Source organism: Allobosea lathyri (genome assembly GCF_900108245.1).
Taxonomy (GTDB): Bacteria; Pseudomonadota; Alphaproteobacteria; order Rhizobiales; family Beijerinckiaceae; genus Allobosea; species Allobosea lathyri.
Genome location: NZ_FNUY01000007.1, coordinates 217,749 through 242,922, shown reverse-complemented (window position 1 = coordinate 242,922; position 25,174 = coordinate 217,749). Strand labels below are relative to the sequence as shown.

The 25,174-nt window shown below is 63.5% G+C and carries 22 protein-coding genes; 16 read left to right on the top strand and 6 right to left on the bottom strand.

The window, feature by feature from the left end:
- Nucleotides 1–2: 2 nt before the first annotated feature.
- The gene (locus C4S73_RS17700) at nucleotides 3–1,349 is read left to right on the top strand and encodes a UDP-glucose dehydrogenase family protein (RefSeq protein WP_103873830.1); all 1,347 of its coding nucleotides are present in this window, start codon (nucleotides 3–5) and stop codon (nucleotides 1,347–1,349) included.
- A gap of 195 nt (nucleotides 1,350–1,544) precedes the next feature.
- Nucleotides 1,545–2,963 carry a mannose-1-phosphate guanylyltransferase/mannose-6-phosphate isomerase gene (locus C4S73_RS17695; RefSeq protein WP_103873829.1) on the top strand — a complete coding sequence of 473 codons (1,419 nt, stop codon included), beginning with the start codon at nucleotides 1,545–1,547 and terminating at the stop codon, nucleotides 2,961–2,963.
- A 230-nt stretch (nucleotides 2,964–3,193) separates the two neighbouring features.
- Here the strand turns inward: C4S73_RS17695 and C4S73_RS17690 are convergent, their stop codons facing one another.
- The gene (locus tag C4S73_RS17690; RefSeq protein ID WP_103873828.1) at nucleotides 3,194–4,216 is read right to left on the bottom strand and encodes an NAD-dependent epimerase; all 1,023 of its coding nucleotides are present in this window, start codon (nucleotides 4,214–4,216) and stop codon (nucleotides 3,194–3,196) included.
- A gap of 363 nt (nucleotides 4,217–4,579) precedes the next feature.
- Between C4S73_RS17690 and C4S73_RS17685 the strand changes: the two genes are divergently transcribed.
- Nucleotides 4,580–4,852, top strand: coding sequence for a hypothetical protein (locus C4S73_RS17685; protein WP_103873827.1), 273 nt, complete (start codon nucleotides 4,580–4,582; stop codon nucleotides 4,850–4,852).
- Between the two features lie 142 nt (nucleotides 4,853–4,994).
- Here C4S73_RS17685 and C4S73_RS17680 read toward each other — a convergent pair whose 3' ends face one another.
- From C4S73_RS17680 to C4S73_RS17665, 4 genes are all read right to left on the bottom strand, one after another.
- Entirely contained in the window at nucleotides 4,995–5,645 is a 651-nt protein-coding gene (locus C4S73_RS17680) for a thermonuclease family protein (protein WP_146071394.1), read from the bottom strand.
- Between the two features lie 191 nt (nucleotides 5,646–5,836).
- Nucleotides 5,837–7,288: an O-antigen ligase family protein gene (locus C4S73_RS17675; protein WP_103873825.1), complete on the bottom strand. Its 1,452-nt coding sequence runs from the start codon at nucleotides 7,286–7,288 to the stop codon at nucleotides 5,837–5,839.
- A 143-nt stretch (nucleotides 7,289–7,431) separates the two neighbouring features.
- The gene (locus C4S73_RS17670; protein WP_103873824.1) at nucleotides 7,432–8,769 is read right to left on the bottom strand and encodes an HlyD family type I secretion periplasmic adaptor subunit; all 1,338 of its coding nucleotides are present in this window, start codon (nucleotides 8,767–8,769) and stop codon (nucleotides 7,432–7,434) included.
- 3 nt (nucleotides 8,770–8,772) lie between these two features.
- A complete protein-coding gene (locus C4S73_RS17665; protein WP_200828043.1) occupies nucleotides 8,773–10,497 on the bottom strand; it encodes a type I secretion system permease/ATPase in 1,725 nt (574 codons plus the stop codon).
- Nucleotides 10,498–10,758: 261 nt separating this feature from the next.
- Here C4S73_RS17665 and C4S73_RS17660 point away from each other — a divergent pair, with 261 nt between their 5' ends.
- From C4S73_RS17660 to C4S73_RS17605, 13 genes are all read left to right on the top strand, one after another.
- Complete coding sequence (locus C4S73_RS17660; protein ID WP_103873823.1) at nucleotides 10,759–11,253, top strand: serine O-acetyltransferase; 495 nt, start codon at nucleotides 10,759–10,761, stop codon at nucleotides 11,251–11,253.
- Nucleotides 11,254–11,515: 262 nt separating this feature from the next.
- Nucleotides 11,516–12,166: a transglutaminase-like cysteine peptidase gene (locus tag C4S73_RS17655; protein WP_160115818.1), complete on the top strand. Its 651-nt coding sequence runs from the start codon at nucleotides 11,516–11,518 to the stop codon at nucleotides 12,164–12,166.
- 100 nt (nucleotides 12,167–12,266) lie between these two features.
- On the top strand, nucleotides 12,267–13,526 hold the full coding sequence (locus tag C4S73_RS17650) for a glycoside hydrolase family 5 protein (protein ID WP_103873821.1): 1,260 nt from the start codon (nucleotides 12,267–12,269) through the stop codon (nucleotides 13,524–13,526).
- A gap of 154 nt (nucleotides 13,527–13,680) precedes the next feature.
- Nucleotides 13,681–14,571, top strand: coding sequence for a class I SAM-dependent methyltransferase (locus C4S73_RS17645; RefSeq protein ID WP_103873820.1), 891 nt, complete (start codon nucleotides 13,681–13,683; stop codon nucleotides 14,569–14,571).
- 121 nt (nucleotides 14,572–14,692) lie between these two features.
- The gene (locus tag C4S73_RS17640; RefSeq protein ID WP_103873819.1) at nucleotides 14,693–15,316 is read left to right on the top strand and encodes a hypothetical protein; all 624 of its coding nucleotides are present in this window, start codon (nucleotides 14,693–14,695) and stop codon (nucleotides 15,314–15,316) included.
- Nucleotides 15,317–15,418: 102 nt separating this feature from the next.
- Nucleotides 15,419–16,822: an O-antigen ligase family protein gene (locus tag C4S73_RS17635; RefSeq protein WP_160115817.1), complete on the top strand. Its 1,404-nt coding sequence runs from the start codon at nucleotides 15,419–15,421 to the stop codon at nucleotides 16,820–16,822.
- A complete protein-coding gene (locus C4S73_RS17630; protein ID WP_103873817.1) occupies nucleotides 16,819–17,925 on the top strand; it encodes a glycosyltransferase family 4 protein in 1,107 nt (368 codons plus the stop codon). Before C4S73_RS17635 ends, C4S73_RS17630 begins: the two co-directional genes overlap by 4 nt.
- On the top strand, nucleotides 17,915–19,057 hold the full coding sequence (locus tag C4S73_RS17625) for a glycosyltransferase (protein WP_103873816.1): 1,143 nt from the start codon (nucleotides 17,915–17,917) through the stop codon (nucleotides 19,055–19,057). Before C4S73_RS17630 ends, C4S73_RS17625 begins: the two co-directional genes overlap by 11 nt.
- Nucleotides 19,058–19,157: 100 nt before the next feature.
- Complete coding sequence (locus C4S73_RS17620) at nucleotides 19,158–19,514, top strand: hypothetical protein (RefSeq protein ID WP_103873815.1); 357 nt, start codon at nucleotides 19,158–19,160, stop codon at nucleotides 19,512–19,514.
- A 10-nt stretch (nucleotides 19,515–19,524) separates the two neighbouring features.
- A complete protein-coding gene (locus tag C4S73_RS17615) occupies nucleotides 19,525–20,955 on the top strand; it encodes an SGNH/GDSL hydrolase family protein (protein ID WP_103873814.1) in 1,431 nt (476 codons plus the stop codon).
- 261 nt (nucleotides 20,956–21,216) lie between these two features.
- Nucleotides 21,217–21,402 (top strand): hypothetical protein, encoded by a 186-nt coding sequence (locus C4S73_RS28290; RefSeq protein ID WP_160115816.1) that lies wholly within the window; start codon nucleotides 21,217–21,219, stop codon nucleotides 21,400–21,402.
- Between the two features lie 205 nt (nucleotides 21,403–21,607).
- On the top strand, nucleotides 21,608–22,693 hold the full coding sequence (locus C4S73_RS17610) for a glycosyltransferase family 4 protein (RefSeq protein ID WP_160115815.1): 1,086 nt from the start codon (nucleotides 21,608–21,610) through the stop codon (nucleotides 22,691–22,693).
- 44 nt (nucleotides 22,694–22,737) lie between these two features.
- Nucleotides 22,738–23,502 carry an FkbM family methyltransferase gene (locus tag C4S73_RS17605; RefSeq protein ID WP_103873812.1) on the top strand — a complete coding sequence of 255 codons (765 nt, stop codon included), beginning with the start codon at nucleotides 22,738–22,740 and terminating at the stop codon, nucleotides 23,500–23,502.
- 60 nt (nucleotides 23,503–23,562) lie between these two features.
- On the opposite strand, the gene C4S73_RS17600 is transcribed toward C4S73_RS17605, so the two are convergent.
- A complete protein-coding gene (locus C4S73_RS17600) occupies nucleotides 23,563–25,008 on the bottom strand; it encodes an oligosaccharide flippase family protein (RefSeq protein WP_160115814.1) in 1,446 nt (481 codons plus the stop codon).
- Nucleotides 25,009–25,174: the final 166 nt, after the last annotated feature.

The following is a 25,174-nucleotide window of genomic DNA, read 5'->3' as shown; positions in this document are numbered from 1 at the left end:
CGATGAAGATCGTAATGGTAGGATCGGGCTATGTCGGCCTGGTCTCCGGGGCCTGCCTTGCCGATTTCGGCCATGACGTAACCTGCATCGATAAGCTGGAAGGCAAGATCGAAGCCCTGAAGCGGGGCGAGATTCCGATCTTCGAGCCGGGTCTCGCCGATCTCGTCAAGACGAACGCGGCTGCGGGACGGCTGTCCTTCACGACCGACCTCAGCGGTCCCGTTTCGCGGGCCGATGCGGTGTTCATCGCTGTCGGAACCCCTTCGCGGCGGGGCGATGGGTTCGCCGATCTCTCCTATGTCTATGCCGCCGCGCGCGAGATCGCGCAGGCGCTGGACGGCTACACCGTGATCGTGACGAAATCGACCGTGCCTGTCGGGACCGGCGACGAGGTGGAGCGCATTGTCCGCGAGCTTCGTCCCGAGGCTGATTTCGCCGTCGTGTCGAACCCCGAATTCCTGCGCGAAGGCGCCGCGATCGAGGATTTCAAGCGCCCTGACCGCATCGTCATCGGCACGGAGGATCTGCGCGCGCAAGGGGTGATGGGCGACGTCTACCGGCCGCTCTATCTCAACAGCGCGCCGATCCTGAACACGAGCCGGCGCACGGCCGAACTCACGAAATATGCGGCCAATGCGTTCCTCGCCACGAAGATCACCTTCATCAACGAGATGGCGGATCTGTGCGAGCAGGTCGGCGCCAATGTGCAGGATGTCGCGCGCGGCATGGGCCTCGACAACCGCATCGGCAGCAAATTCCTGCATGCCGGGCCGGGCTATGGCGGGTCCTGCTTCCCCAAGGATACGCTGGCGCTGATCAAGACCGCGCAGGATTATGGCACGCCGACGCGGATCGTCGAGACGGTCGCGGCCGTCAACGACCAGCGCAAGCGCGCCATGGGCCGCAAGGTGGTGGCGGCCTGCGGCGGCTCGGTTCGCGACAAGACCATCGCGGTCCTCGGCCTGACCTTCAAGCCCGGCACAGACGACATGCGCGATGCGCCGTCACTCTCCATCGTCACGGCCTTGCAGGACGCGGGCGCGCGGATCAGGGCCTTCGATCCGGAAGGCATGGAGCAGGCAAAGGCGCTGTTGCCGCCCGAGGTAATCTATTGCGCCGACGCCTATGAATGCGTGGCGGGGGCCGATGCGGCGGTGATCGTCACCGAATGGAACATCTTCCGTGCGCTCGACCTCGATCGGGTGCGGAGCCTGATGAACGCGGCCGTCCTGGTCGATCTGCGCAATGTCTATCGTGCCGAGCAGGTGCGCGCGAAGGGCTTCACCTATGTCGATATCGGCCGCGGCGTGCTTGAGCCCGCCGCCAAGGGAGTCGGGCAGGCGGCTTGAGCGCGGCCCGTTGCTTGCATCGATGCCGCGACGGCGTTGGAGGTACTTCTCCGTATACATGTCGCTGCCGCTGACAAGGGAGCCGATTCATGATGAACCAAAGCATTGTACAGGTTCCCATATGATCCGGACGCTTCCTCGTTTTAAGGTGCGTCCTACAGCCCTGCCTAACATGACCAGCTACTGCGGAAGCCAATGACAACCTCATCGATTGTACCGTTGATCATGGCCGGCGGGTCCGGCACGCGTCTTTGGCCGCTGTCGCGCGACACGATGCCGAAGCAGTTCATCGCGCTGCTGGGGGACGGGCTGTCGACCTTCCAGGCGACGCTGCTTAGGATGAAGGACGACCGCTTCGACAGGCCGATCATCGTCACCAATCACGAGTTCCGCTTCGTCGTCGCCGAGCAGATGCAGGCCGTCGGTGTCGTGGGCGAGATCGTCCTTGAGCCGGAACGGCGCGATTCGGCGGCGGCGATCGCCGTCGGCGCGCTGCTCGCGAGCCGGCGGTCGCCCGATGCGGTCTGCATTGCGCTCGCGGCCGACCATGTCGTGGTCGACACGGACAGCTTCCGGACCGATTGCATCACGGCGGCCGGGCTTGCCGGGACCGGGCTGATCATGACGCTCGGCATCGTCCCGACGCACCCCGCGACGGGTTACGGTTATCTGGAGCCCGGCCCGTCGCTGGATGTGCCCAAGGCCAACAGACTGGCGCGCTTCGTCGAGAAGCCCGATGCCGCAACGGCCGGACGCTATATCGAGCAGGGCTTCCTGTGGAACAGCGGCAATTTCGTCTTCGGCGCTGCCACCATGCTCGAAGAACTCGCGGCCTATGCGCCTGAGGTTCTGGAAGGTGCGCGGGCGGCTGTCATGGCTGCGAAGACCGACCTCGATTTCCTGCGGCTGGATGCGGCCGGTTTTGCCCACGCCACCAAAGTCTCGATCGACTATGCGGTGATGGAAAAGACCAAATATGCCGGCGTGCTCGCGGCGAGCTTCGACTGGTCCGATATCGGCTCCTGGGATTCGATCTACGACGTCAAGCCGAAGGACCCCGAGGCCAATGTCCTGGAGGGCCCGGTTGTCGCGATCGACACGACGGGCTCGCTGGTGCGCAGCGAAGACATGCTGACAACCGTGATCGGACTTCAGGACGTGGTCGTGGTGGCGACGCGCGATGCGGTTCTGGTGACGTCGAAGGCGGCGGCCGGCAAGGTCAAGACGCTGGTCGAGCGGCTGAAAAGCGAGGGGCGGCGCGAAGCGACCGAGCATCTGCGCATGTATCGGCCCTGGGGCTGGTATCAGCGCATCGATCTCGGTGCGCGTTTCCAGGTCAAGCGGATCAACGTCAAGCCAGGTGGGTTGCTCAGCCTGCAGAAGCATTTCCATCGCGCCGAGCACTGGGTCGTCGTGCGCGGAACGGCTGAGGTCACGGTCGATGGCAAAATCAGCCACGTCCATGAGAACGAGTCGGTCTACCTGCCGATCGGCTGCACCCACCGCCTGACCAATCCGGGCAAGATCGAGCTTGAGCTCATCGAGGTTCAGGTCGGCAGCTATACCGGAGAGGACGACATCATCCGGCTGGAAGACGTTTACGCGCGGACCTAGAGTCTGCTGCGTTTTTGTGGAAGTGCGGGCCATCCCGGCCGGAGCCCGCGGGTCCGACCTTCGGTCGGCCCAAGGATAGACTGCGCGCAGAGCCGGAATCCATGCCTGAACGATGACCGCAAGCGGTCCGGAATGGATCCCGGGTCAAGCCCGGGATGGCCCAGTGTTTCCGAGTGAATTCAGCACGCTCCAACGAAGGCGAACGCGCGGGTTCTCGGCGAGAGAACCGGCTAGACCTTGTAGAAGTCGCGGTACCAGGCGACGAAGCGCGCGATGCCTTCTTCGATCGACGTGTCCGGCCTGAAGCCGACGCGGGCTGCGAGCCCGCTGACATCGGCATAGGTCGCGCGGACATCGCCGGGCTGCATCGGCAGGTGGCGCTTGATCGCGCTCCTGCCGCAGGCGTCTTCGATCACGGCAATGAAACGGTCGAGCCGCACCGGGGTGTGGTTGCCGATATTGTAGATGCGGTAGGGCGCTGCGGCCGTCGCGGGATCGGGAGCCAGCCTGTCGAAATCGGGATCAGATGCCGGCGGCAATGAGGCGAGCCGCACGATCGCCTCGCGGATGTCGTCGACATAGGTGAAGTCGCGGCTCATTTCGGCTTCGGCATAGACGTCGATGGGCTGCCCTTCGAGGATCGCCTTGGTGAATTTGAAATAGGCCATGTCGGGCCGGCCCCAGGGTCCGTAGACCGTGAAGAAGCGCAGGCCGGTCACCGGTATTCCGTAAAGATGGGCATAGCTGTGCGCCATCAATTCGTTGGCGCGCTTGGTCGCGGCATAGAGCGAGACCGGATGGTCGGCGCCGTCATGCTCGCTGAACGGAACCTTGGCATTGGCGCCATAGACCGAACTCGACGAGGCGTAGATCAGGTGGCTGACGGGATTGTGCCGGCAGGCCTCGAGGATGGACAGGAAGCCGTCGAGGTTGGAGCTGGCATAGGCGCGCGGGTTCTCCAGCGAATAGCGCACCCCGGCCTGTGCCGCGAGATGGATGATGACATCGGGCTTGTACGCGGCAAAGGCGGCCTGCAGCACGTCGTAATCGGCGATGTCGATGGGTTCGAACGAAAAGCCGTTGCGCGGCAGCAGCCGGTCGAGGCGCGCCTGCTTCAATGCGGGATCGTAATAGGGAGTGAGGTTGTCGATGCCGAGGACTTCGACGCCCTCGCCCAGCAGCGCCTCGGTGACATGAAAGCCGACGAAGCCAGCAGCTCCCGTCAGCAGCACGCGTCGAATGGGGGCGTTCATATCCAAGCACACCGCCTGCGCCCGGGGCGCCCAGCCGGCCCCGCCATGTTACTCGATCGACGACTTGAGAGCGCCGGGCTCCCTGCCTCGAACGGCGCAACAGCGCGGCCCGTCAGTCGCGCCCGATATTGGCCGCGATGCCTGACTTGTCGGGTGATTTGCGGCGTTGGGCAAGCTCAAATCGATCGGGGCGAAAGCGGGCTGGCGGGATGTGGTTCAGCCGATGACGCTGGACGACAACGGCGCCAGGGTCTTGTTCTGGCCCGGTTCATCGAGAGCGCCGCATATCGGCGTGCAAGGACAAGGACGGTGGCCTCGATATTGCCGCCGCCTTGTCGCCCGATGCAGCGATGAGGCAGTTGAATGACCTATATGCCGGCGCAAGCCCAGTTCGCTTGCTGCGAATGCGGTTCTCCCTCGATCATCTTTCCGGCAGATATCGCCGATGAGGCAGCCGTATCCTGCGGCGGCTGCCGGCGCGTCATCAGTTCCTGGCTTGGTTACAAATCCTTCGTCAGCCGTTCGATCGGCCTTGAGGCCGGAAGCTCCCGGAGCGCGAAGTCGCTCTGCGTCGACCCCATCATCGCCTCGCCATTGGAGGATGTCCTGGCCGATCGCCAGATCGACAAGCGTTAGATCATCGGACCGGATATCGTATCCGACCCGATGATCTAGCTCTTTGTTTTTGCATCGGCTTTTCCCGAAAACCGCATTCCACTTTTCGGGCCGATGCATTAGCGCGGCGGGATACCAATCGTTCCGGTCGGACTTCGTTCTACTAGTTGACGCGGGCCGGCGGGGCTATCGACCAGTCCCCGCGCCATAGACCCAGCTTTCCCTGCTGGGCAGCCCTGGCGTAGGGGGCGAGGCGCTCGATCATTGTGCCCGTCGGGCGCGCCCATCCGAGTTCGACCAGCAGGAAAGCCAGATCCCTGTCCGTCCAGTTGCTTCCTCCGACGGAGCCGAGGACGCATCGGCTGGTATACTGATCGGGCCCCAGCGACTGGCGCGGCTTGCAATATAGAGTGCTTCCGGCGAGCAGATTGTGAAGGGCGGCGCGGGCCTGCAGGCCGCAGGCCCATTTGGCGCCGGTCTCGTCGAGGCAGACATCGGAGGCGCCGGGCCCTTCGACGCCATCGAGGCGGACCATGTCAGTGCCTCGCAGCAATATGGTGCCGCTTGCCGAGACGAACGGGGCCGCGAGGGCGAATTCGGGCATAGCGGAAAGGTCGGCCCCGGCTTGCGCCCTGATCGCCTCGGGTATGCGATCGACAATCTTCTGGGGAGGTTCCGGGGGCGCCGGTGTCGCCACGCTTTCGGGAGGAGGCGGTGGGGCTACGGGAGCAAGGCCGATGCCGGTCAGTGCTGCGCCGACAAGCAAGAGCAACATCAGCAGGGCAAGTCGGGCGAAGCCCTTTCGGCGAAGCATGTAAGGCACCCTAGACCATCGGCCCGGATATTGTATCCGACCCGATGATCTAGCTCTTTGTTTTTGCATCGGCTTTTCCCGAAAACCGCATTCCACTTTTCGGACCGATGCTTGAGATCACTGTGCCCTGTACCGGAAGGAGCCGCGACAGCCGAGATATGTGGGAGGGATAGCAGCTTTCGTCTGGTGTTCTAGCCTGCCTTCGGCGGGTGGTCGAACAAGCCGCCCAGCTTTCTGGGGCCGCCGGTCTGGGGCGCGGGCGTGACGGCTGGCGCCTTGTCCCGGCGCCAATTGCGGGTTTTGCGGAACTCGCGGCGCATGATGCTCTCGGGAGAGCGCGGCAGGGTGGCAAGGAAGAACAGCGCGCCGAAACTCACGACGCCGTCGAAGCCCACCGCAAGCAGCGCGCCGGTTTCCGTTATGGCGTGAACAAGCACGCAAAACAGCGTTATCAGCATGAATTCGATGGCGCCGCGGTCTTCGCGGCCGACGAAGGGAAGCCATTCCAAGCCGTTTCGCATGGCGCCGAAATAGGGCACAAAAAACAGGACGAAGCCGATCAGGCCGAGATCGAGCAGCAGCGTCAGATACCCGCTCTCCGCACCGAGGATCGCCTGCTGGATAGCCTGCTCGAGCAGAACCAGAAATGTCTCGCCGCCGAGGCTCAGGTAGCCATGCCCTGTCAGCGGGCGCTCCCAGAACTGTTGCAGCGCGAGGTTCCAGACGAGGGTTCTCCCGCTGAGGGTTGAATCCCTGCCGAGGAATTCGAAAAGAGCTTCGCCCGCGAAGTAATAGAGAATGGCCGCGCTGACCGCGATGCCTCCGACAAGGGTGGCGACGAAGCCGGCCGAATTGCGCCTGAGCAACTGCAGGATGGCCCAGGCGGAGATCATGGCGAGCACCATCACCACGGCCGTGGAAGACTCTGCAAAAATCAGACAGGCGATGGCACTGATCCGGGCGAACCACCAGTAAAGCCGCGGTCCTCCCGCCATCCAGGAATGGGTGAAGAGGAAGACGGTGCCATAGGCCGCCCAGGGACCCAGGCCATTCTTATGGCCGAAGATCCCGCGCCAGCGGCCGGCATGGACGTATTGAACCGCCTCCAGGCCGGTATGCCGCCCGATGCTGGGAACGAGAACGGCGAGCAGGAAACTGGCTATGCAGACGACCGCGATCAGATGAAGCGCGGCCCGGACGGTGTCGGCAGCGCCAAGGCGGTGCATGACCATGGAAACCGAGATCCAGATCGCGCAGACGACCACCGCATTCTGGAACGTGGTCATTGGGGCATCTGCCCAGGATGCCGAGGCGAGCGCGAAAATCATGAATGGAGCGAATTGCATGGGAATGCGTGAGATCGCCCAGTTGATCGTCGTATGCGTCGTGACGACGACGATACCGATGACGCAGGACAGCAGGCGCAGGTAATTTATGACCGCGCCGATGGGGTCATAGGCTGTGGGATCGTTGAGCTTGTTGAAGAATACGTCCCGGCCCAGGCCGGCATAGGCCCAGTAAATGCCAATGAAAGCGGCAAAGAGGGCGAAATGCTCCAGCGAGCCCCGGGCCGCGGTATTGCCCAACAGCCGCAACTTGCGCTTGCGGGTCGGTATCGCCTGTCCGTCGAGCCGTTGTGCCATGCGGTGTCCGTGGCGATCCCCGTCATTCACGCAAGCAGGCTCATATAGCAGAGCATGCCCATGCGAAACCCGGACAGCCGCGGTACCGACCGGTTCTGCGCGGGGATGAGCGGTTTTGGTAGCGCCTCCTACGCCCGCGCTCGTCAGGTCTCGCGGAAGGCGCGGCGGAACTGGTCGGTCAGGGGTTTGGTCAGGTAGGACATGACTGAGCGGTCCTCCGTCCTGAAGAAGCTCTCGACGGGCATGCCGGGCACGAGCGGCTTGCCTTCGAGCCGCGCCAGCGCCGCCTGATCGATCCTGATGCGCACGGTGTAGAAGCTCGCGCCGGTGCGAGGCTCCGTCGTGAGGTCGGCGCCGACGCGGTCGACGATGGCATCGAGTTCGGGCGTCGTGCGCTGGTTCAGGGCGGCAATGCGGAGCATCACGCCCTGTCCGGGGTAGATGTGGCTGATTTCCTGCGGGGTGACGCGCACCTCCACGGCGAGCGAATCGTGATTGGGCACGATGCTCATCAGGGCCTCGCCCGGGCTGACGACGCCGCCGATGGTGAAGAAGGCCAGGCCATGGACGATACCGCCCTGCGGGGCGCGGATGTCGATGCGCTTGAGCTGGTCCCTGGCCGATATCTCACGCTCGACCAGTTCGGCGGTCTTGTCCTCGATCTCGCGCAACTCCTTGGCGACCTCGCTGCGGAATTGCTGGTCGATCTGGATGATCTGAAGCCTGATCTCGCTGATCTTGCCTCTGGCCGAGGAGGTCGAGGCCACCAGCAGGCCGAGCTCGCCCTGGATCCGCGCACCCTCGCGTTCCAGCAGGTTGACCCGCGTCACCGGCACCAGGTTCTTGCGATGGAGTTCGCGCACGCCCTCCAGCTCCGAATTGATCAGCGCGATCTCGCGTTCCTTGGCCTTGCGCTGGACGATCTGGCCGCTGATTTCCTCCTCGAGCTGGGAGATGCGTTCCTGCAGCTGGGATTTCTGGCCCTCGCGCGTCGCGGTCCGCAAGGCGAAGAGGCTCTCCTCTCCCGCGATCAGCGCTTGCGCATCCTCATCGCGCAGGCGGGCCTGCAGGCGCTTCGGCGAGACCATGACGGTGGACGCATTGCGCTCCGCTTCCAGGCGCGCCTGCCGGGCGGCCATCTGGTCGAGGGAATTGCTGACGATGGCAAGGTTGGCGCGCGTCACGGTCGGGTCCAGCCGCATCAGGATGTCGCCGGCTTTCACCGTCATGCCCTCCTTGACGGCGATCTCGCCGATGACGCCGCCGGACGGGTGCTGCACCTTCTTGACGTTCGACTCGACCACAAGATGGCCGCTCGCGATGACCGCGCCGGCGATCTCGGTTGCAACCGCCCAACCGCCGAGACCAAAGACCAGTGCGAACGAGAGGCCCAGGCCCAGCCGCAGATAGCGGCGGACGGCCTGCATGGGGTCGGCCTGCATGGAATTGGCCGGGCCGTCGACGCCTTGAGGAACGCTCATCGTTCAGCCTCTCGCCCGTTCGCCGACCTGCCTTGCGGCAGCGGGTCTGGTGATTGCGGCCAGCACTTCGTCCTTGCTGCCGACCATCTGGCAGCGTCCGCCGGCCATCATCATCAGGAGGTTGCAGCCGGCGATGGCGGTGGGCCGATGCGCGACGATGACCACGATGCCGCCGCGTGCGCGGACGCCGAGGATCGCCTGGGTCAGGGCTTCGTCGCCTTCGGCGTCCAGATTGGAGTTCGGCTCGTCGAGCACGACGAGAAAGGGATTTCGGTAGAGAGCGCGGGCGAGGGCGACGCGCTGCTTCTGTCCGGCCGACAGGGCATTGCCCTGTTCGCCGATCTGCATGTCGTAGCCGCCGGGCAGCTTCACGATCATCTCGTGGATGTCGGCTGCTCGCGCCGCAATGATGACGGCCTCAGGTTTGAAGCCGGGCTCGAAGCGGGCGATGTTTTCCGCCACGCTCCCGGCGAAGAGCTCCACGTCCTGCGGCATGTAGCCGATATGCTGCCCCAGCCTCTGGGGCGACCACTGGTCGAGCGAGGCCCCGTCCAGACGGACCGCGCCCCTGGCCGGCTGCCAGACGCCGACCAGCGCCCGCGCCAGGGACGATTTTCCCGATGCGCTGTTGCCGATGACGCCAAGCGCATCGCCTGCTGCCAGCGACAGGGAGACTTCCCAGACATTCGCATTCGCTGCGCCCGGCGGGACCAGCGTCACGCCTTCGAGCGACAATGTCCGCGACGGTGCGGGAAGCCGCATCTGCTGCTGCTTGGGCATGGTGGCAAGCACCTCGCCCAGACGCCGCCAGGCGAGGCGAGCGCTGACGAAACCCTTCCATTGGCCGATCGCCATCTCGACGGGGGCAAGGGCCCGCGCAACGAGGATCGAGCTCGCGATCATGATGCCGCCGGTGGCCTCCTGATGGATCACGAGCCAGGCGCCCAGAGCGAGCACGAAGGATTGAAGCGCGGTGCGGAACATCTTCGACAGCGAGCTCAGTCCGAGCACCACATCCGAGATGCGGCTGTTGGCGGCCAGATAGTCGCTATTGGCCTTCCGCCAATGGGCGCCCAATTGTTCGGCCATGCCCAGCGCCTGAATGACCTCGGCATTGCGGCGCGAGGCCTCGCCGGCATGCCAGCGCCTGGTCGCATTCTCCGTCGCCGTCCTCGTGGCGTCCCGTGTGCCGTGCTCAGTCAGCAGGGTCAGGGCGACAAGGATCAGCGCGCCGACGACTGCGGCGATGCCGATCCAGAAATGGAAGATGAAGCAGATGAGCAGATAGACCGGAATCCAGGGCAGATCGAGGAAGGCGACAGGGCCGCCGCTGCCCAGGAACTGCCTAACCTGATCGAGATCGCGGCTTGGCTGGAGCGGATCCACCTTGCGCTGGCTGACCGACAGGTGGATCGACGCATCGTAGACCCTGCCGGCGAGGCTGTTGTCCAGCATCGTGCCGATCCGCACGAAGATCCGGCCCCGGATCAGGTCGAGCGCGCCCTGAAATGCGTAGAGCACAAATGCGATCACGCCGAGCGCGACCAGCGTGGGGACGCTGCGGCTCGGCAGCACCCGGTCGTAGACCTCCAGCATGAAGAAGGAGCCGGTCAGATAGAGCAGGTTGATGACGCCGCTCATCAGGGCGACGCCGATGAAGGCTCCCCGGCAGGACGCCATGACGGAGCCGGGGGAGATCTGCTCCGGCGCGGATGCGGCAACGCGCATCTGGCGGAGATCGACGAGGGAATTTGCTTTCACCATTCGTCCCCGGAAAATCGCAGGAAAATCGGCGGCCATGAGCCGATGCCGCTGAAGCGTCTCCCGCTTTTATGCCGAAAGGGCCCAAAGGATCGCTTAACGCGGGGTGCGGAAAGCTTGGCTGCGCTGACTGTCTTTTGAGCACAGTGGGTGTTTGCAGGCGGAGATGGCCTGCCCTAAACAGGGCCCGCTTTCACAACAGACCATCTTTCATGGGGCGCGGCTGGAATGCAGGCGATCGCTAGACTTCACCGCCTGTCCCATGCGTGCCATCGGCGCGGGGTTAAGGGGCTGTCGCGGCTTCTCGACGGCGTGTCGCGGGTCGCTTTCGGCTGTTCTGTTCCCGGGCGCGCGCGCATTGGCCAGGACGTCTTCTTCCATCACAGCGGTCTCGGCGTCGTCATCAACGGCGCTTCCGTGATCGAGGATGGTTGCGAGATCGGCGTTCACGTCGTCCTCGGCGGGCGGGCGCCGGTCGTGGGGGCGCCTCATATCGAGCGCGATGTCATCATTCATGCGGGCGCGCGGATCATCGGGCCGGTGCGGATAGGGCAGGGCTCGGTGGTGGCGGCCAATGCCGTGGTTCTGCAGGATATGCCGGCCAATTCGCTGATCGCCGGCGTACCGGCCACGGTTCGGCGCAGCGGTATCGACAACAGCGCCTACAGGCACGACGCGCCGCCGCAAATCCTTGGGCAGGCCGAACTGGCGGCTGAGGGTTAAGCAACCGTCTATCGACCGAATATGATTTGATCGAAGTATTTTTGAAGCTATAAAGTAGGTTATTGCTTCGATTTCTTCTGTATAGACCTCGTTTACGCGCGTTGTCGTTTGTTGCTCCACAGGTTTTACGTGGAGCCTTCAAGTGCGACGCTCAATTCTCTGCATGGTTTTTGCCCTGTGCGGTCTGGCTCTTTCAACTCTGGGGGCGAAGGCCGACCTTTCGCCCTCCAGAATGCTTCGGCCTCAGTATGAGGGCTCGGACATGCGCGAGGGGCCTTTCGTTCTCGCGCCGCAGGCGTTCCTGGCCTTCTGCCGTTCCTATCCGGCCGACTGCGCTCCTTCGGAGGCAAATACCATTACGCTGGACGGCGAGGCGAGCGATCTGCTGCGGCGCGTCAACATGCAGGTCAACCGGAGCGTCGCGCCCGTCGAGCTGCGCGGGCCCGATGTCTGGGAGCTCGATCTGAAAGCGGGGCATTGCGCGATCTATGCGGTCCAGAAGCGTCACGAACTGATCGAGATGGGGATGCCCGCGGCCGCCCTGTCGCTCGCCGTGGTGACAACGCGCACGGGCGATCTCCACCTTGTTCTCGTCGTCCGGAGCGATCGGGGCGCGGTGGTGCTCGACAATCTCAACCCGGAGATCCTGCCGTGGACGGCGACCGGCTATGAGTATCGCCGCGTGCAATCGCGTGACAACCCGATGTTCTGGGTCGCGGTTGCCGGCTCGCGCCCGGTGATCGAAACGGCAGGCCGTGGCGACCAGCGCAAGGCGTCCAAGCTGGCTTCGCTTGGTCTGCCGACGCGTGCCGCAGAGATGGCATTTCGGGAATTCGGGGGGCGAGATCCGCTTCGCGCGCTTCCGCCTCGCGTCGAACTGGCGCTGCTGCTGGGCGACACCCTGACGCAGTGAGGAGGTAACGGGCAAACAAGCTATCGCGAGTTAAACGCCGAGCTGTTAGTTGCCGGGCCTGTCGGCCAGAGGCTTTGCCGGACTCGCGAGGAATTGCAGGATGCCGTTTCGGATTTCACGCAGGCAGTGCCTCGGCGGCCTGGCTGCCATCCTGCCGGTGGCTGCCAATGCCCAGGCCGTCCCTGCTCAAGGCGCTGCCGGTCGGGATGCGCCCCGGCTGAAGCGCGGCATCAACATTCACAATGCCCTGAACTGGCCGCAAGCGACGCGCGCCCGCGAGAAGACCTATTATTCGTGGCCGGCCTTCCGGGCCGCGAACTTCCAGGTCAGCGATGCCGAGCTGAAGACCCTTTCGGCGCTGGGCTTCGACTTCATCCGGCTTACGGTCGATCCGGGCATCTTCATCGATGTGGCGGCCGATCGCTTCGCGGCGCTTGACGCCCACGCGCTGGCGCTGGTCAAGCGTTTCATCGGCGCGGGCTTCAGTGTGGTCTTCGATCTGCATCCGGTGGCGCTCAATCCCGATTATGCCCCGCGCCGTCTCGTCGCGGAGGGCTCTCCGGTATTTGCAGCCTATTGCGACCTCGTCGAACGGCTGGCCGGCGTCCTGAACGAACTGCCGCACGACAAAATCGCCTTCGAGCTCATGAACGAGCCCTGGATCGAGACGCTGCCCGAGCTGCCGCGATGGCAGCCGATGCTGGAGACCCTGCATCAGCGTGCGCGCAAGGCAGCGCCCAATCTGCCGCTTGTCCTGACCGGCGCGATGTGGGGCGATCTTCAGGCGATGGTACGGCTCGATACGAAACCCTTCAGGGCCAGCAACGTCATCTACACCTTCCATTATTACGACCCGCACAGCTTCACCCATCAGGGCGTCGCGGGCGACGACGCGCAATATCTGGCGGCGGTGCCGTGGCCAATGACAGCGCGCGCCTCCACGCCCCTCGTCGATGCTGCGTCCGACAGGATCGCGGCGACTGCCGGGCTCACGAATGAAGCCAGGACACAGGCGATTGCCCGCAGCCGGCAGCTCGTCGACAATCTCCTGCGCAAGAATCATGGTCCAGCGCTGCTCAAGAAGGATTTTGCCCTGGCGGCGGCCTGGGCGAAGACGAACGGCATCGGGACGGATCGGCTGCTGCTCGGCGAGTTCGGATGCGTCGCCAATGCCCGCGACATGCCGCTGGGCGAGGACCGGCTTCGCTGGATCGAAGCCGTGCGTCAGGCTGCCGAGGCGGAGGGCATCGCCTGGGCCTATTGGGCCTATAAGGGCTATGGCGGGATGGAAATGGCTGATCGGGCGGGGAAGCTTGATACGACCGTCCTGCCGCCGCTCGGCCTGAGAACTCCGGCTTAGTCTTCGATGAGCGTGGCGATCCTGCTTTCCGGATATGGGCCGATCTCCGGCCTTGCCATCGCGACCCCGCCGGCCTCCGGGACAGGCTGGTTGACATGGGCCGGTATTCCTCCCACAGCCGCGCTTGAACCGGCGGATACCGGAACGGTGGTCGATGAGCCCTGCGAATAAACATCCGGGGCCCCCGGCGACGATCAAGAACAATTGGCGGGAAATCGCGGCTATCTCGAGAGATACCCGCGCGCCGGACCGAATCTACGCCCATTATCTGCTGGAGCGGGAACTCGCGGCGCGTCTGATGGCGGCTCCGGCGAGCCAGCGGGGCGAAGTTTACGGCGCCGTCTACAATGAGCTGTTCGCCCGCCTGAGCGATCATCCGCAGAATACGCGCAATACCGAGGAATCCCAGGCCATCACCTGGCAGCTTTCCCTGCTGAGGAATCTGGTTCCGGCCGGTGCGCGCTTTGCCGAAATCGGCGCAGGCGATGCGAAGGTCAGCCTGGGTCTGTGCGATCTTTGCTCGGAAACGGTGGCTTTCGACGTCAGCGACTCCGTGCTCTCGGCCGGGCCGAAGCCCGCGAACTTCCGGTTCGAGAAGATCGACGGCCTGCATTTGCCGTTCCCGACCGGCTCGTTCGATTTCGTCTACAGCAACCAGCTGATGGAGCATCTCCATCCTGACGATGCGATCGCGCAGTTGTCGGAGATCCACCGCGTCCTGCGATCGGGCGGCGTCTATCTCTGCATTACGCCGAACCGGCACACCGGCCCCCATGACGTCTCGAAATATTACGACGCCACGCCGACCGGCTTCCATCTCAAGGAATACACCTATGCCGACCTGTCCCGCCTGTTCCGGGACAGTGGCTTTTCACGCACGGCGGCCATCTGGAAAAAAGGCCGCAGGCATATCGTCGTGCCGGGTTGGGCGGGCATGGTTCTGGAAACGGTGTTCGCCAGGCTTTTCCGCAGAGGAAGCGGGCCTGTAACCCAGCGCGTCGTGCGAAATATCATGGGCGTCAATCTTATCGGCTATAAAACCTGACCGGTGGCGCGGCAGGATTCACCAATTTCCGAAAATCAATCTCGACTCTGTCATCCAGTTGAGCGATGTCCTCGACTAGAGTGCGTGTTAAGTTTCGGTTTACCTCATTGCGGGTCGTAACGTGAGAGCTTCCAGTTCGGTTCTTCTCGGCATCTTTGCCGTGCTCGTGTTCGCGCCCGCCGCGCAGGCGGCGGAAGGATGCGTCGTGTCCTCGACGGTCTCGGCCGATGACCTCGCACGCTATCAAAGGTCGCCCGGAGACGTGCTTCAGCTGCCGGAGGGCACTGCCGCCGAGGCGCGGGCCGGCCTGCTCTCGTCACGCGTGCGCAATCTGATCGCGAGCAATCCCGACAGTCTCGCCGGCCTCGTTCCATTCCTGAAAGTGGCGACTGGCGATGAGGCGGGCGGCCTCGGCGTCGGCCTTGGCGCCGCCGCGCAGATTTGCGTGAAGCGCAACCCGCTGGTCGCGCAGGATATCCAGAAGGCGGTTCTGGAAGCCAACAACAACGACCTTTCCCGCTCCTTTGCCGCCATCATCGGCGACCAGCCGGTCCTGGCGGTTTCGTCCACGCCTGCAGTGCCGGTTGCCGGCGACACCAATGTCGGCGGCGGTCCCCATCGCGGCACGACAGATCTGGTCTACGGCTTTCGGGCGGGTTCGGTGCCGGATGGCTCGTCGAGCTTCGCCAGCGCCGGAACGCGCTCGTCGCGCAGCGCGTTTTCCTCCGTCAGCGGTTTCCGCTGAGGACGATTTGCCCGACGCGGCCATTGGCATTCGGGATGTTGGGCCTGACGTGAGCAGGGGCGCCAGTTTGGGGCGGCCGGGCTCGTGGTGCGTGAAATGGCGATGACTTCAACTCACGCCGTTGGAACCGATGGCGCTCGGACCCATGGCGCTGGCCGGGCTACCGGCGTGCGGGACGCCGGCCCTGTCGAGACATTCGCGCTTTCAGCCGTCTTCGTCGCCATCATCTTCATCTATGCCGCGCTCGGGCGTGACGTGTTTTCCAACAGTCTGGTGCAGGGCCAGAATGACGATCTGATCAGCGCTTTGCTGCCATTTCTTCGCGTTGCGATTTGCGCGGCCGGAGTGGTCATCGTCATGGCCCGGGCCGGAATGGACTGGATCTTCGCCCGTATCCCCTGGCTGTTCCTGCCCTTCGTTCTTGTCGCCTCGGCGTCAGTGGTCTGGTCCGTGGATGCGAAGACGACGCTGCGCAATGCCGCCGGCCTTGCCGCGCTATGGATTGCCCTGCCGATCGTCGTGAACCGGATCGGATTGCGCAGGGCAGTCGCGATCATCGTCCATGTCGTGGCGCTCGTGCTGATCGTGAGTTTGATGCTCGCCCTGTTCGTGCCGGATATCGGCCGGCACACCGGCATGGAGATCATGCAGCAGAGCCATGCCGGCAGATGGCGGGGGATGCTGGGGCACAAGAACAGCCTCGGTGCATGGGCGGCGCTGGGCAGCGTTTTCCTGTTCACGCATACACGCCAGCTCGGGGGGCCGAAGCTGTATTGGTGGCTGGCGCGGGCGGCGGCCCTGAGTTGTCTTGTCGGCGCGGAATCCGCCACCGGCATCGTCGTGATGTGCGTGTTGTGGATGATCTGGCTGGGATTGCAGATCTTGCGGCGCGCTCCGCTGATGCTGGCCATCGCCATCAACATCGTGCTGGCGGCCGTGATGACTGTCGGCGGGTTTGCCCTCAACGACCTGCTGTTCGACGTGCTCGGGCGGAATGCGGGGCTGACGGGGCGGCCGATCATCTGGGCAATCGCCGAGCACTTCTACTGGATGAGGCCGTGGCTCGGGAGCGGGCTTGGCACGCTCGGCGGGCCCGAATTCCTCGAATACATCCTCAACAGCATCGGCCAGGCGATTCCGGGACCGGAAAACGGGTATTTCGTGCTCCTGCTCGAAACCGGCATCATCGGCACGGCCTGCTTCCTGCTCGCGATACTGGCGGCGCTGATGGCGGGTTTCGGGTGGCTGCGTTATGTCGACGCGGATGACCGGAGTGCGATCGAATTCATGCTGATGATCCTGCTCGCCGCGCTCGTGACCGGCATCGCGGAATCCAGGGCATTCATCTATTACGGTACGGACACGATCGTGACCTATTGCGCGCTGCTTTCGCTGCTCGCCCTGCCGAAGGCGCCGCGCGCCGTGCAGCGAGCCCAGATGCGCCTGGCGAGTTCCTTCCTGCCACCCACTCCCGTGGATGTGCCGGGGCGCGGGACGTTCAAATGACGCGTCGGCTTCGTATCGTTCTGTTCGCGCCGCATTTTGCGGAATATGCGAGCCGGCTGGCGCTGGGCCTCGCGCGCGATGCCGAGGTCCTGCTGTTCCTGGATCGCCGCAACGCCGCGCAGGAATGCGATGCTGAACTCATGGCGGCAGTTAGAGCTCGCGTAGAGGTCGTTGAGTTCGGCTCGATCGGCCGATCGGAGCGGGCCCGGGCCTTGCTGTCGGTGGTGGTGCGGACCACGGCCTTTGCCCCGGACGTCTTTCATATCCAGGAACAGGTCGACAGACTGACGTTATGGGTCGCGCGGTTCGCGGCGCGGTTCCACCGGCTTTGCCTGACTGTCCATGACCCAAGGCCCCATACCGGCAGCGATTCCGTCTATGCGGCGGAGAATGCGGCCAACCGGGAGATCATCCGACGCGTCAGCCATGCCTTTCACGTGCATGGCAGCTTCTGCCGGGGCGAACTGACCGGGGTCATTGGGATTGGCCGCCCCGTGCTGGATACGCCGCATGGCGTGCTGCTGGTTCCCGGTCCCGGAGAGAATGTCGCGCCGGAACCGGGACGCGTCCTGATGTTTGGCCGGATGGAGGCCTATAAGGGGCTGGAATGCCTGCTCGATGCCGCGCAGATCCTTGCCGACCGGCAGGTCGCGTTCAGGCTCGTCCTGGCCGGTCGCGGCCCCGAACTCTCCCGCCTGTCGGGGAGGATCGCCGGCGCGCGGCATATCGAGCTCATCGAGGGATTTCTCGAAGCGCCGATGGCGCGCCGCGAGATCGGGCGGGCCTGCTTCGTGGTCGCGCCCTATAGCAATGCGACGCAGAGCGGCGTCGTCTCTGCATCCTTCGGCGGCGGGCGCCCGGTTGTGGCATCACGCGTCGGGGGGCTGGCGGATGCCGTTATCGATGGCGTCAACGGACTTCTCGTCGCGCCTTCCGATCCCGTTCTTCTGGCGAATGCGCTTGAAGCCGTGCTTCGCGATGCAGCGTTGCGGGCCCGGCTTGCCGAGGGAGCTGCTGCGAGCGCGCGCGGAGCTTTCGACTGGGAGCATATCGCGGCGCAGATGCTCGTCTTCCATCGGGAGAGGTTGATCCGTGAAGGCTGATGCGTCGCCGCCAGAGGCCCGGCGCAAGCCACGGATCCTGCTCTTCGTGCCGGTGCTCGTGGTCGGAGGTGCGGAGCGGCACACGGTCGATCTATGCGACTGGCTGCGCCAGCGCGGTTTCGACTGCCGTATCGTGGTCCATGGCGCGGCGCGGTCCGAAGCCATTACCGACACCCCGGGCGGCCGCGATGCCATCTTCCTCAATCTCAAGGGTATGTCGGAGCTGCGCGGCTGGTGGACGATCCGGCGGCTGTTCCGAGAGATGAACCCCGATATCATCGTCGGCATCAACCAGACGCCGCTGATCATTTCCGTGATCGAGCGCGCCATCGGCGCGACGCGCGCCAGGCTCTGCTGCATCTTCCACACCACGCAGATGCAGGCCTTCGAGGCCTATCAGGCCAGGATTTTCGCCGTTGCGTCCCGTTTCGCGGATGCGCTGGTCTATGTCAGCGAAACCCAGCGCGAATTCTGGACCGGGCGAGGCGTGGCGACGCGGCTGACGCGCGTCATCATCAACGGGGTTGATATCGACCGTTTCGCCCCGCGACCGGAGGCCGGGGCCGCGATCCGGCAGGCATATGGCTTGGCGCAGGATGATTTCGTCGTCAGCGTCGCAGCCTCGTTCCGCCCCGAGAAGAACCATCGCGAATTCGTCGAGGCGATGGCGCTGCTGCGGGAGAGGGGCGTTATGGTCAAGGCCATGCTGATGGGCGGGGGCGAGACGCTGGATGCGACCAAGGCGCTCGTCGCCACGCTCGGGCTTGGCGACCTGATCCTGTTCGCCGGCGAACAGCGCGAGGTCAATCCGTTCATGTGCGCCAGCGATGTCGGCGTGCTCTGCGGGAAGGCCGAAACCCTGCCGCTATCGGCGTTGGAGTATCTGGCCAGCGGTACGCCGATGATCTGCACAAGGGTCGGCGGGGTCGAGGAAATCCTTCAACATGGCGTCAACGGGCTGCTCTATGAGAGCGGCAGCAGCCTCGCGCTCGCCGATGCGATCGCGGCAATGGCCGACCCCGCCTTCCGCAAGCCCTTGGCCGAACGGGCGCGATCCTCGATCAGCCATCTCTCGCTGACGGACATGCATCTCGCCTATGAGCGGCTCTTCCTCGACATGGTCGCGCAATAGCGCGGCGAGCAGCCTCCGCGCATCGCTCCGGGATGATTTATCCCCGGTGTGAAAACCTCCCGTACTCTTGGGCAATCACCGCCAGGACCGAGAGGATCGGATGCAGGACTTCATCGAAGGCTTTCCCTTTACGACGCCAAGGCTCGCATTCGCCCCGCCCTTCGCCGATTATGTCGAGGATGTCGTCCTTGCGGCGGATGTTGTGCAGCATGTCGCCATTCCCTCCAGTGCCAGGTTCGTTCTGCTGAACTTCGACGGAGATGTCCGGGCCAAGGTCGGCGTGCCCGGCACCGTACTGGCCTCGCCCTCCGTCTCGACGACCAACGGGGCCGGCAGCGAACTCAATCCGACGGCGCGGCGCATTCCCGCGACGCTTGCCGATGGCAGCACCGTGCCAAGCCATATCGTCCTTCGTGCTTCGCTTGCCTGCAAGGGCTCGCTGGCCTTCTACAAGTGAGGGCGCCGGAATGAACGGGTTCAACACACGGGTTTCGGTGTCCGCGGCGCGGTACGCAGCTCTCCGGCAGCGTCCGCTCAACAACAGGATCGGCCTGATCGGCCATTCCATGCTCGATCAGGCCATCGGCCAGTTGGTGTCGGGTCAGCAACTGCGCAGCGCATCGCTTGCGCTGACGGCCTTCCCGAGCTGGGTGTCGATGCTGTCGCGGGGGCGCTACCTCATACCTGAGAACTGCAAGTTCGCGGTCGCGGCCTCGCTCGTCTCCGACCTGTCCGAGAGGACGCTGACGGCTGCGACGGCACCAAGCGGCTTCGGGCTTGGTAAAACGCAGCTCCAGGCCGCGATCGATTGCCCGGCGGCGACGATCGCGGTGATGTCGGGTCACAACGACCGCATGAATGGGGTTTCCTTGGCGACGTCGATCACGAAGATGACGCTGGCGTTGAATGCGCTGACGGGGGCGGGAAAGATTGTCCTGCTCTGCTCGGCGATACCGACCGGCAGCGCATCCTTTCCGACGCGCCGCCTCACTGGAAGCCAGCTCGCCGCCCATCTGGCATGGTGCGACTGGACCACGCGGATCGCCCCGACGCTGTGGCCGGGGCAGGTCTATGCCATCGATTTCTGGCAGGACATGGTCGACATGGCGCCGAGCGCGACGGCGGGGGATGTCGTATCGGCCAAGACGCAGGACGGCGTGCATCCTTCCAGCTGGGGCGCCTATCTGATGGCGCGACGCGTGCTCGCTGTGCTGGACGGGCTCGGCATTCCCGCAGCCGCGCCCAACGTACATCGGCGCGGGGAGATCTACGATGCGACCAGCAATCCTCGCGGCAACCTCCTGGGAGCAAACGGGCTTCTGGCGGATGCCGGGACCGCATTGAGCGGAAGCTCGGGTGGCGTCACGTTCTCCGGCGTTCGGCCCAGTGGCGCGAACGTCTACGTCAACAGCGCCGGTCAGGCGGGGACCCTGACGATCGCCGGGGCGATGGTGACGACGCCGACCGGCGCATGGTGGCAGATGACCGTCACCGGGACGACCGCCGCCAATGCGGGGCCAAATTTCACGCTCAACCCGCCGAATCTCTCTCCGGCAAATGTCGCGCCAAATGACGTCCTGCATGGTTTTGGCGAGTTCGAGATCGACGCAGGCGGGACGGGCCTGTGCGGCTTTCCGCTGGCGCTCATTCGCAATCTGCCGGGCCCGCAGGTCGACAATATGAACATGGGCTATGGCGGCGAGAGCACCGGCGTCCTGGATCCGGTGCTGTCCGGTTTGCCCGGGCCCTTGTCAGGCTCATGGAACGGGGATCTGCTCAGCACAGTTTCCGGGGCGGAGACCGCGATCTCCACCTATCTTCAGATCAATCTGAAGGCATCCGCCACGGTGAACCTCACCATGCGTGTCCGCAATCTCGCGGTCCGCAAGGTCATGTGAGTTTCCGGCGCCCGGAATGGGCGCTTGCGTTGGGCTGTCGACGCGGCGGAGCCTTTCCGCCGCGTTAAGCTTGTCTCAGACATGAAACCCCATGTTATCATCCTCTTAAAGGCCTGCGCGCGAAGTATCCCTCATCCAGAAGGGAGATGCTCGGTGCCGCAGATTTGGTTGAGCGACGAAGAACTCGGCGCGATGTTTGGATGCTCCCGTGCCGTGGCGCGCGACCGCTCGATCGCCCATGGCTGGGCCAGGCGTAGAAGCATGGACGGCCTTAGCCGGACGAAGCTTCCCCAGGAGATGTTCGAAGAGTTCCTCCTGGACTATGCGGCGCGGCTTCTGGCCAAATCAGCCGCCGATTCCTCTGTCGCCCAACTGCGCGGGATGCTGGCAAGCGCACAGCGATTCGAGCGCTATCCAGATCTCCGTCAGGACAACATGGCAGCCTGACATCGCCGCTTCCGATCGTGCGCATTTTTCTTTGATATTGGTGTCGTTCGCGTGTCATATGCGGATGGTGCGATGCGGTAGAATGCCATATTCGGATGGTGCGTTGCGGTCACGCCGATGGTTGGTTGCGGGGAGAGCGTGTGGCGCACTCGACCCGCTGCTAGCGATGGCACGGCCGTCAATGCTGGTCTTGGAGAGAATAGTTTTGCGCGTCTCGCTGGTTTCGATGCACTATGCCGAATATACTGGCAGACTTGCTATGGCGCTTGCATCTCGGCACACGGTCGAACTTCACCTGTCGACATTCAATGCACGAAACGAGGTCTCTGAAGAATTCTTGCGCAGGTTGGCGGCAACCGGCGTTCAAGTTCATCTTCATCCGCGTCCCCTGCGCAAGAATGCGGTCCTTGATGGATGGCGTCTGGGGCGCGCCATCGCCCGGTTCGCGCCAGATGTAATTCATGCTCAAGAGGCGGCGGCATGGACGGTCTTGGCCAGCTTGATGCTGGGGCCTCGGCGCCGGCGTCTGGTGCTGACGGTCCATGATCCGAAGCCGCATCAAGGGGCTGATATGGCGGCCCGCGCCCGGGCGGAATGGGCGGTACGCCGCGTGCGAACCATGGCTGACGACATCATCGTCCATGGCGACAGCCTACTTCAAGATATGGCGGATGCCTGCCCGTCGTTCTCGGGTCGCCTTCATTCGGTTCAGCATGGCGCGCTCGGCGAAGTTCCGGGCGAGAGCCCGAAGGCGCCATTGAATTCGATTTTGTTCTTTGGGCGGATCCAAGCTTACAAGGGTTTGGGGGTGCTGCTCGATGCGGTGGATATCATGACCGCTCGCGGCTTGTCTTTCGAGCTTCGGATTGCCGGAACGGGGCCCGACCTCGATCGCTATCGTGATCGACTGGCGCGGTTGCCAAATGTCCACCTCGATGAGCGATACATTCCCGCGGAGGAGATCGCACCTGCGTTCATGGCGGCGGCGATCGTCGTGATGCCTTACACGGAGGCAACGCAAAGCGGCGTTGCCGCCTATGCCCTGGCGGCCGGCAAGCCCGTGGTCGTAACCCGTGTGGGCGCCATCACGGAGGTTGTTCGCGACGGGTTCAACGGGTTGGTCGTCGAACCCAACGATCCCATTGGACTTGCGGATGCTTTGACCCGCCTCGTGCAAGAGCCGGACCTTGCTGCCGAACTCGCCGATGGTGCCTATCATACTGCGGAAACGATGCTGTCCTGGTCCGTCATAGGCAAGAAGACATCTGTCATCTACGGCCTTGCATCGTAATCGATTTTAAATTCGGACTATTTGTTCCGATCTGGAGATTGTAGATGAATTTTAATCTGTATAATTCGGTGCGTAGCATAAAGAGATACGTCTTTTTAAGATACGAATTTTGGCGTGATTATTTTTCGACGGGCGAATGGGAGCTGCGTGAGATCGGCAAATTCGTAAAATCAGATCGTATGTCTATCGATGTCGGAGGGAATATTGGGGTATACACCTATCATCTTCATCGATTGTCGTCCGAAGTCGTCACCTTCGAGCCTAATCCGCAATATGTAGAGGTGATAAATGATCTCGGCCTGCGGCGTGGTCGAATCGAGGCGGTCGCTCTCTCCGATCAGTCCGGCAATGTGACGCTTCGAGTTCCGAAGCTTGCAAGCGGTTTGGAAGACCGGGGAATGGCCAGCATCGAACCTTCGGTCGTTTCGGATGAGGCCTTGTCGCGCGCGATCGTTGTTCCGATGCGCCGTCTCGACGAATACGGTTTTAAAAATGTGGGGTTCATAAAAATCGACGTCGAGGGTCATGAAGAGGGCGTTCTGGCGGGAGCGCTCGAGACCATCCGGTCGAACAAGCCGGCCCTGTTGATCGAGATCGAAGAGCGCCACAATCCAGGTGGCATCAAGCGGATCGAGACCCTGCTGGCGACGCTGGGATATCAGGGCTTTTTCTACGAAATGGGAAAGAAGACATCGCTAGCGGGCTTCGATATCGGCAGGCTTCAATCAGCTCCCCCCGATATCAAGGCCAAGAAGGACCGCCGATCAGGGGGCTATATCAATAATTTCCTGTTTGTCGCCAACGCATAGCCATTACGGCAGCGACGGCCGATGGATTGCACTCAACCCCTGCGCCTGGACTCCAACACCTCAGGCGCGGCGGCGAACCCTCGCCAGCAGATCTCGCTTCTGGGTCGTGGTCGCGACCAGCAAGAACACGGCTATGAAGCTCACCGTGACATGGGCGCCCGCCACCGCGCCGGTGAGCCACCACGCTCGCCATGCGACCATCGATCCGAAATAGGCGAAGGGCGCTGCAACCACGGCTGAAATTAAAAGCGGATAAAGCAGCTTCCAGTCGACGAGAAGGATGCCGACCACACGAATGATCTGGATTTGGCGGATCACCGTCAAGATCAAGATCGTCGAGAGCGTGGCGAGAGCGGCGCCCAACATGCCGAGATAGGGCACCAATAGCGCGCATGCCAGGAGTTGGACCGCCAGCGCGAGCAAGTTGTTGAACAGCTCGGTCATGTGTCGGCCGGTCATGCTAAGGGCGACGCTGCTATAGTGCGTAACCGTCATCAGCCATTGCGTCAGTGCCGCGACGATGAAGACGGATCCGGTGATCTGGTAGGTTGGGCCAAGCAGCAGATCGATGTCTCGTCCCCAGATTGCGATCGCAACACAGAGGGGCGCGCACAGAATCGACGCCAACGACATGTTGTTCTTGAGGATGGTCGCCATCAGGGCCGTGTCGCCATCCCGCGCGGCGGCTGCAACGCTGCTCGCCAAGGTCTGTCCGAGCGCAATCCCGATCATCGCGACGAGCTGCCCGACCATCTGGACGATGGCGTAACGCCCGACATCGGCCAATGTGGCCCAGTATCCGAGGGATATTGTGTCGAGCGATCGCGCTACCGTGAAGATGAAGGTGGATACGCCAAGCACGAGTGCGTAGCGCATGACCTTGGCCGCCTCATGCCGCGCGCCCAGGAAACCTGCTCCCACGGGAAACAGGCTATGGGCCCGGGCGGCCTGAAGCGCCCAGGCGAGGATGAACGAGATCAACGTACCGATGACCACCGCCCAGAGTCCGCTGATGAAGGAAAGCAGGATCAGGATCGCGACGATGCGGATCGTGGGCTGGATGAAGTAGGTTGTGACAACGCTCAGCAAGGGTCGATAGATGCCGCGATAGGCCCCGCCGAGCACTGCCATGTCCGTCGCAAGCGGCAGAGCGGCCATCGTGAATGCCAGGACCAGGCCAAAACCTGCATGCTGGAAAACATGAGCTTCGAGCAGTCTCGCCAGATCGGTGAACAGAAGTGCCGTGACGGTCGCCGAAACGGTAAAGGCTGCTAGACGCAGCCATGCGACTTCGTTGGCGCGGCTTGCCTCGCTGGCGCGCGCCAGATGCCGTTGCAATGCCAGATCCAGCCCTAGCGGCGACAGCACGACAGCGATCATGAAGAAATTTCGCGCGAGGCTGACGGTGCCGTAATCCTCCGCGCCGAGACGCGACGCGAGAAAAACTCCGAAAACCGCCGTCGCGAGCTGGCTGTAGGCCATGCTCATGCCCGAGAGCAGCGGCACGAGTCTTCGTCCGCCCGTCTTGTCCAAAACAGCCCCCTTGGTGCGGACGCGAAGCCGAGCCGGCGCCGGAAGGCGGTAGCGATACGGAACGCATCGGGCGATGTCCACCGTCGAGAATAGCAATTTATTGCATTGCAGCATGGGCTGTTGCCACAAGGCCCGCGCG

Bases quoted from the DNA above. Each gene is read 5' to 3' on its own strand.
- C4S73_RS17670 (WP_103873824.1), bottom strand. From the start codon at position 8,769: ATGAGCGTTCCTCAAGGCGTCGACGGCCCGGCCAATTCCATGCAGGCC.
- C4S73_RS17685 (WP_103873827.1), top strand. From the start codon at position 4,580: ATGACCTATATGCCGGCGCAAGCCCAGTTCGCTTGCTGCGAATGCGGT.
- C4S73_RS17675 (WP_103873825.1), bottom strand. From the start codon at position 7,288: ATGGCACAACGGCTCGACGGACAGGCGATACCGACCCGCAAGCGCAAG.
- C4S73_RS17645 (WP_103873820.1), top strand. From the start codon at position 13,681: ATGAGCCCTGCGAATAAACATCCGGGGCCCCCGGCGACGATCAAGAAC.
- C4S73_RS17605 (WP_103873812.1), top strand. From the start codon at position 22,738: ATGAATTTTAATCTGTATAATTCGGTGCGTAGCATAAAGAGATACGTC.
- C4S73_RS17655 (WP_160115818.1), top strand. From the start codon at position 11,516: ATGCGCGAGGGGCCTTTCGTTCTCGCGCCGCAGGCGTTCCTGGCCTTC.
- C4S73_RS17620 (WP_103873815.1), top strand. From the start codon at position 19,158: ATGCAGGACTTCATCGAAGGCTTTCCCTTTACGACGCCAAGGCTCGCA.
- C4S73_RS17700 (WP_103873830.1), top strand. From the start codon at position 3: ATGAAGATCGTAATGGTAGGATCGGGCTATGTCGGCCTGGTCTCCGGG.
- C4S73_RS17615 (WP_103873814.1), top strand. From the start codon at position 19,525: ATGAACGGGTTCAACACACGGGTTTCGGTGTCCGCGGCGCGGTACGCA.
- C4S73_RS17660 (WP_103873823.1), top strand. From the start codon at position 10,759: ATGCAGGCGATCGCTAGACTTCACCGCCTGTCCCATGCGTGCCATCGG.
- C4S73_RS17690 (WP_103873828.1), bottom strand. From the start codon at position 4,216: ATGAACGCCCCCATTCGACGCGTGCTGCTGACGGGAGCTGCTGGCTTC.
- C4S73_RS17695 (WP_103873829.1), top strand. From the start codon at position 1,545: ATGACAACCTCATCGATTGTACCGTTGATCATGGCCGGCGGGTCCGGC.
- C4S73_RS17630 (WP_103873817.1), top strand. From the start codon at position 16,819: ATGACGCGTCGGCTTCGTATCGTTCTGTTCGCGCCGCATTTTGCGGAA.
- C4S73_RS17650 (WP_103873821.1), top strand. From the start codon at position 12,267: ATGCCGTTTCGGATTTCACGCAGGCAGTGCCTCGGCGGCCTGGCTGCC.
- C4S73_RS17635 (WP_160115817.1), top strand. From the start codon at position 15,419: ATGACTTCAACTCACGCCGTTGGAACCGATGGCGCTCGGACCCATGGC.
- C4S73_RS28290 (WP_160115816.1), top strand. From the start codon at position 21,217: ATGGACGGCCTTAGCCGGACGAAGCTTCCCCAGGAGATGTTCGAAGAG.
- C4S73_RS17665 (WP_200828043.1), bottom strand. From the start codon at position 10,497: ATGCGCGTTGCCGCATCCGCGCCGGAGCAGATCTCCCCCGGCTCCGTC.
- C4S73_RS17680 (WP_146071394.1), bottom strand. From the start codon at position 5,645: ATGCTTCGCCGAAAGGGCTTCGCCCGACTTGCCCTGCTGATGTTGCTC.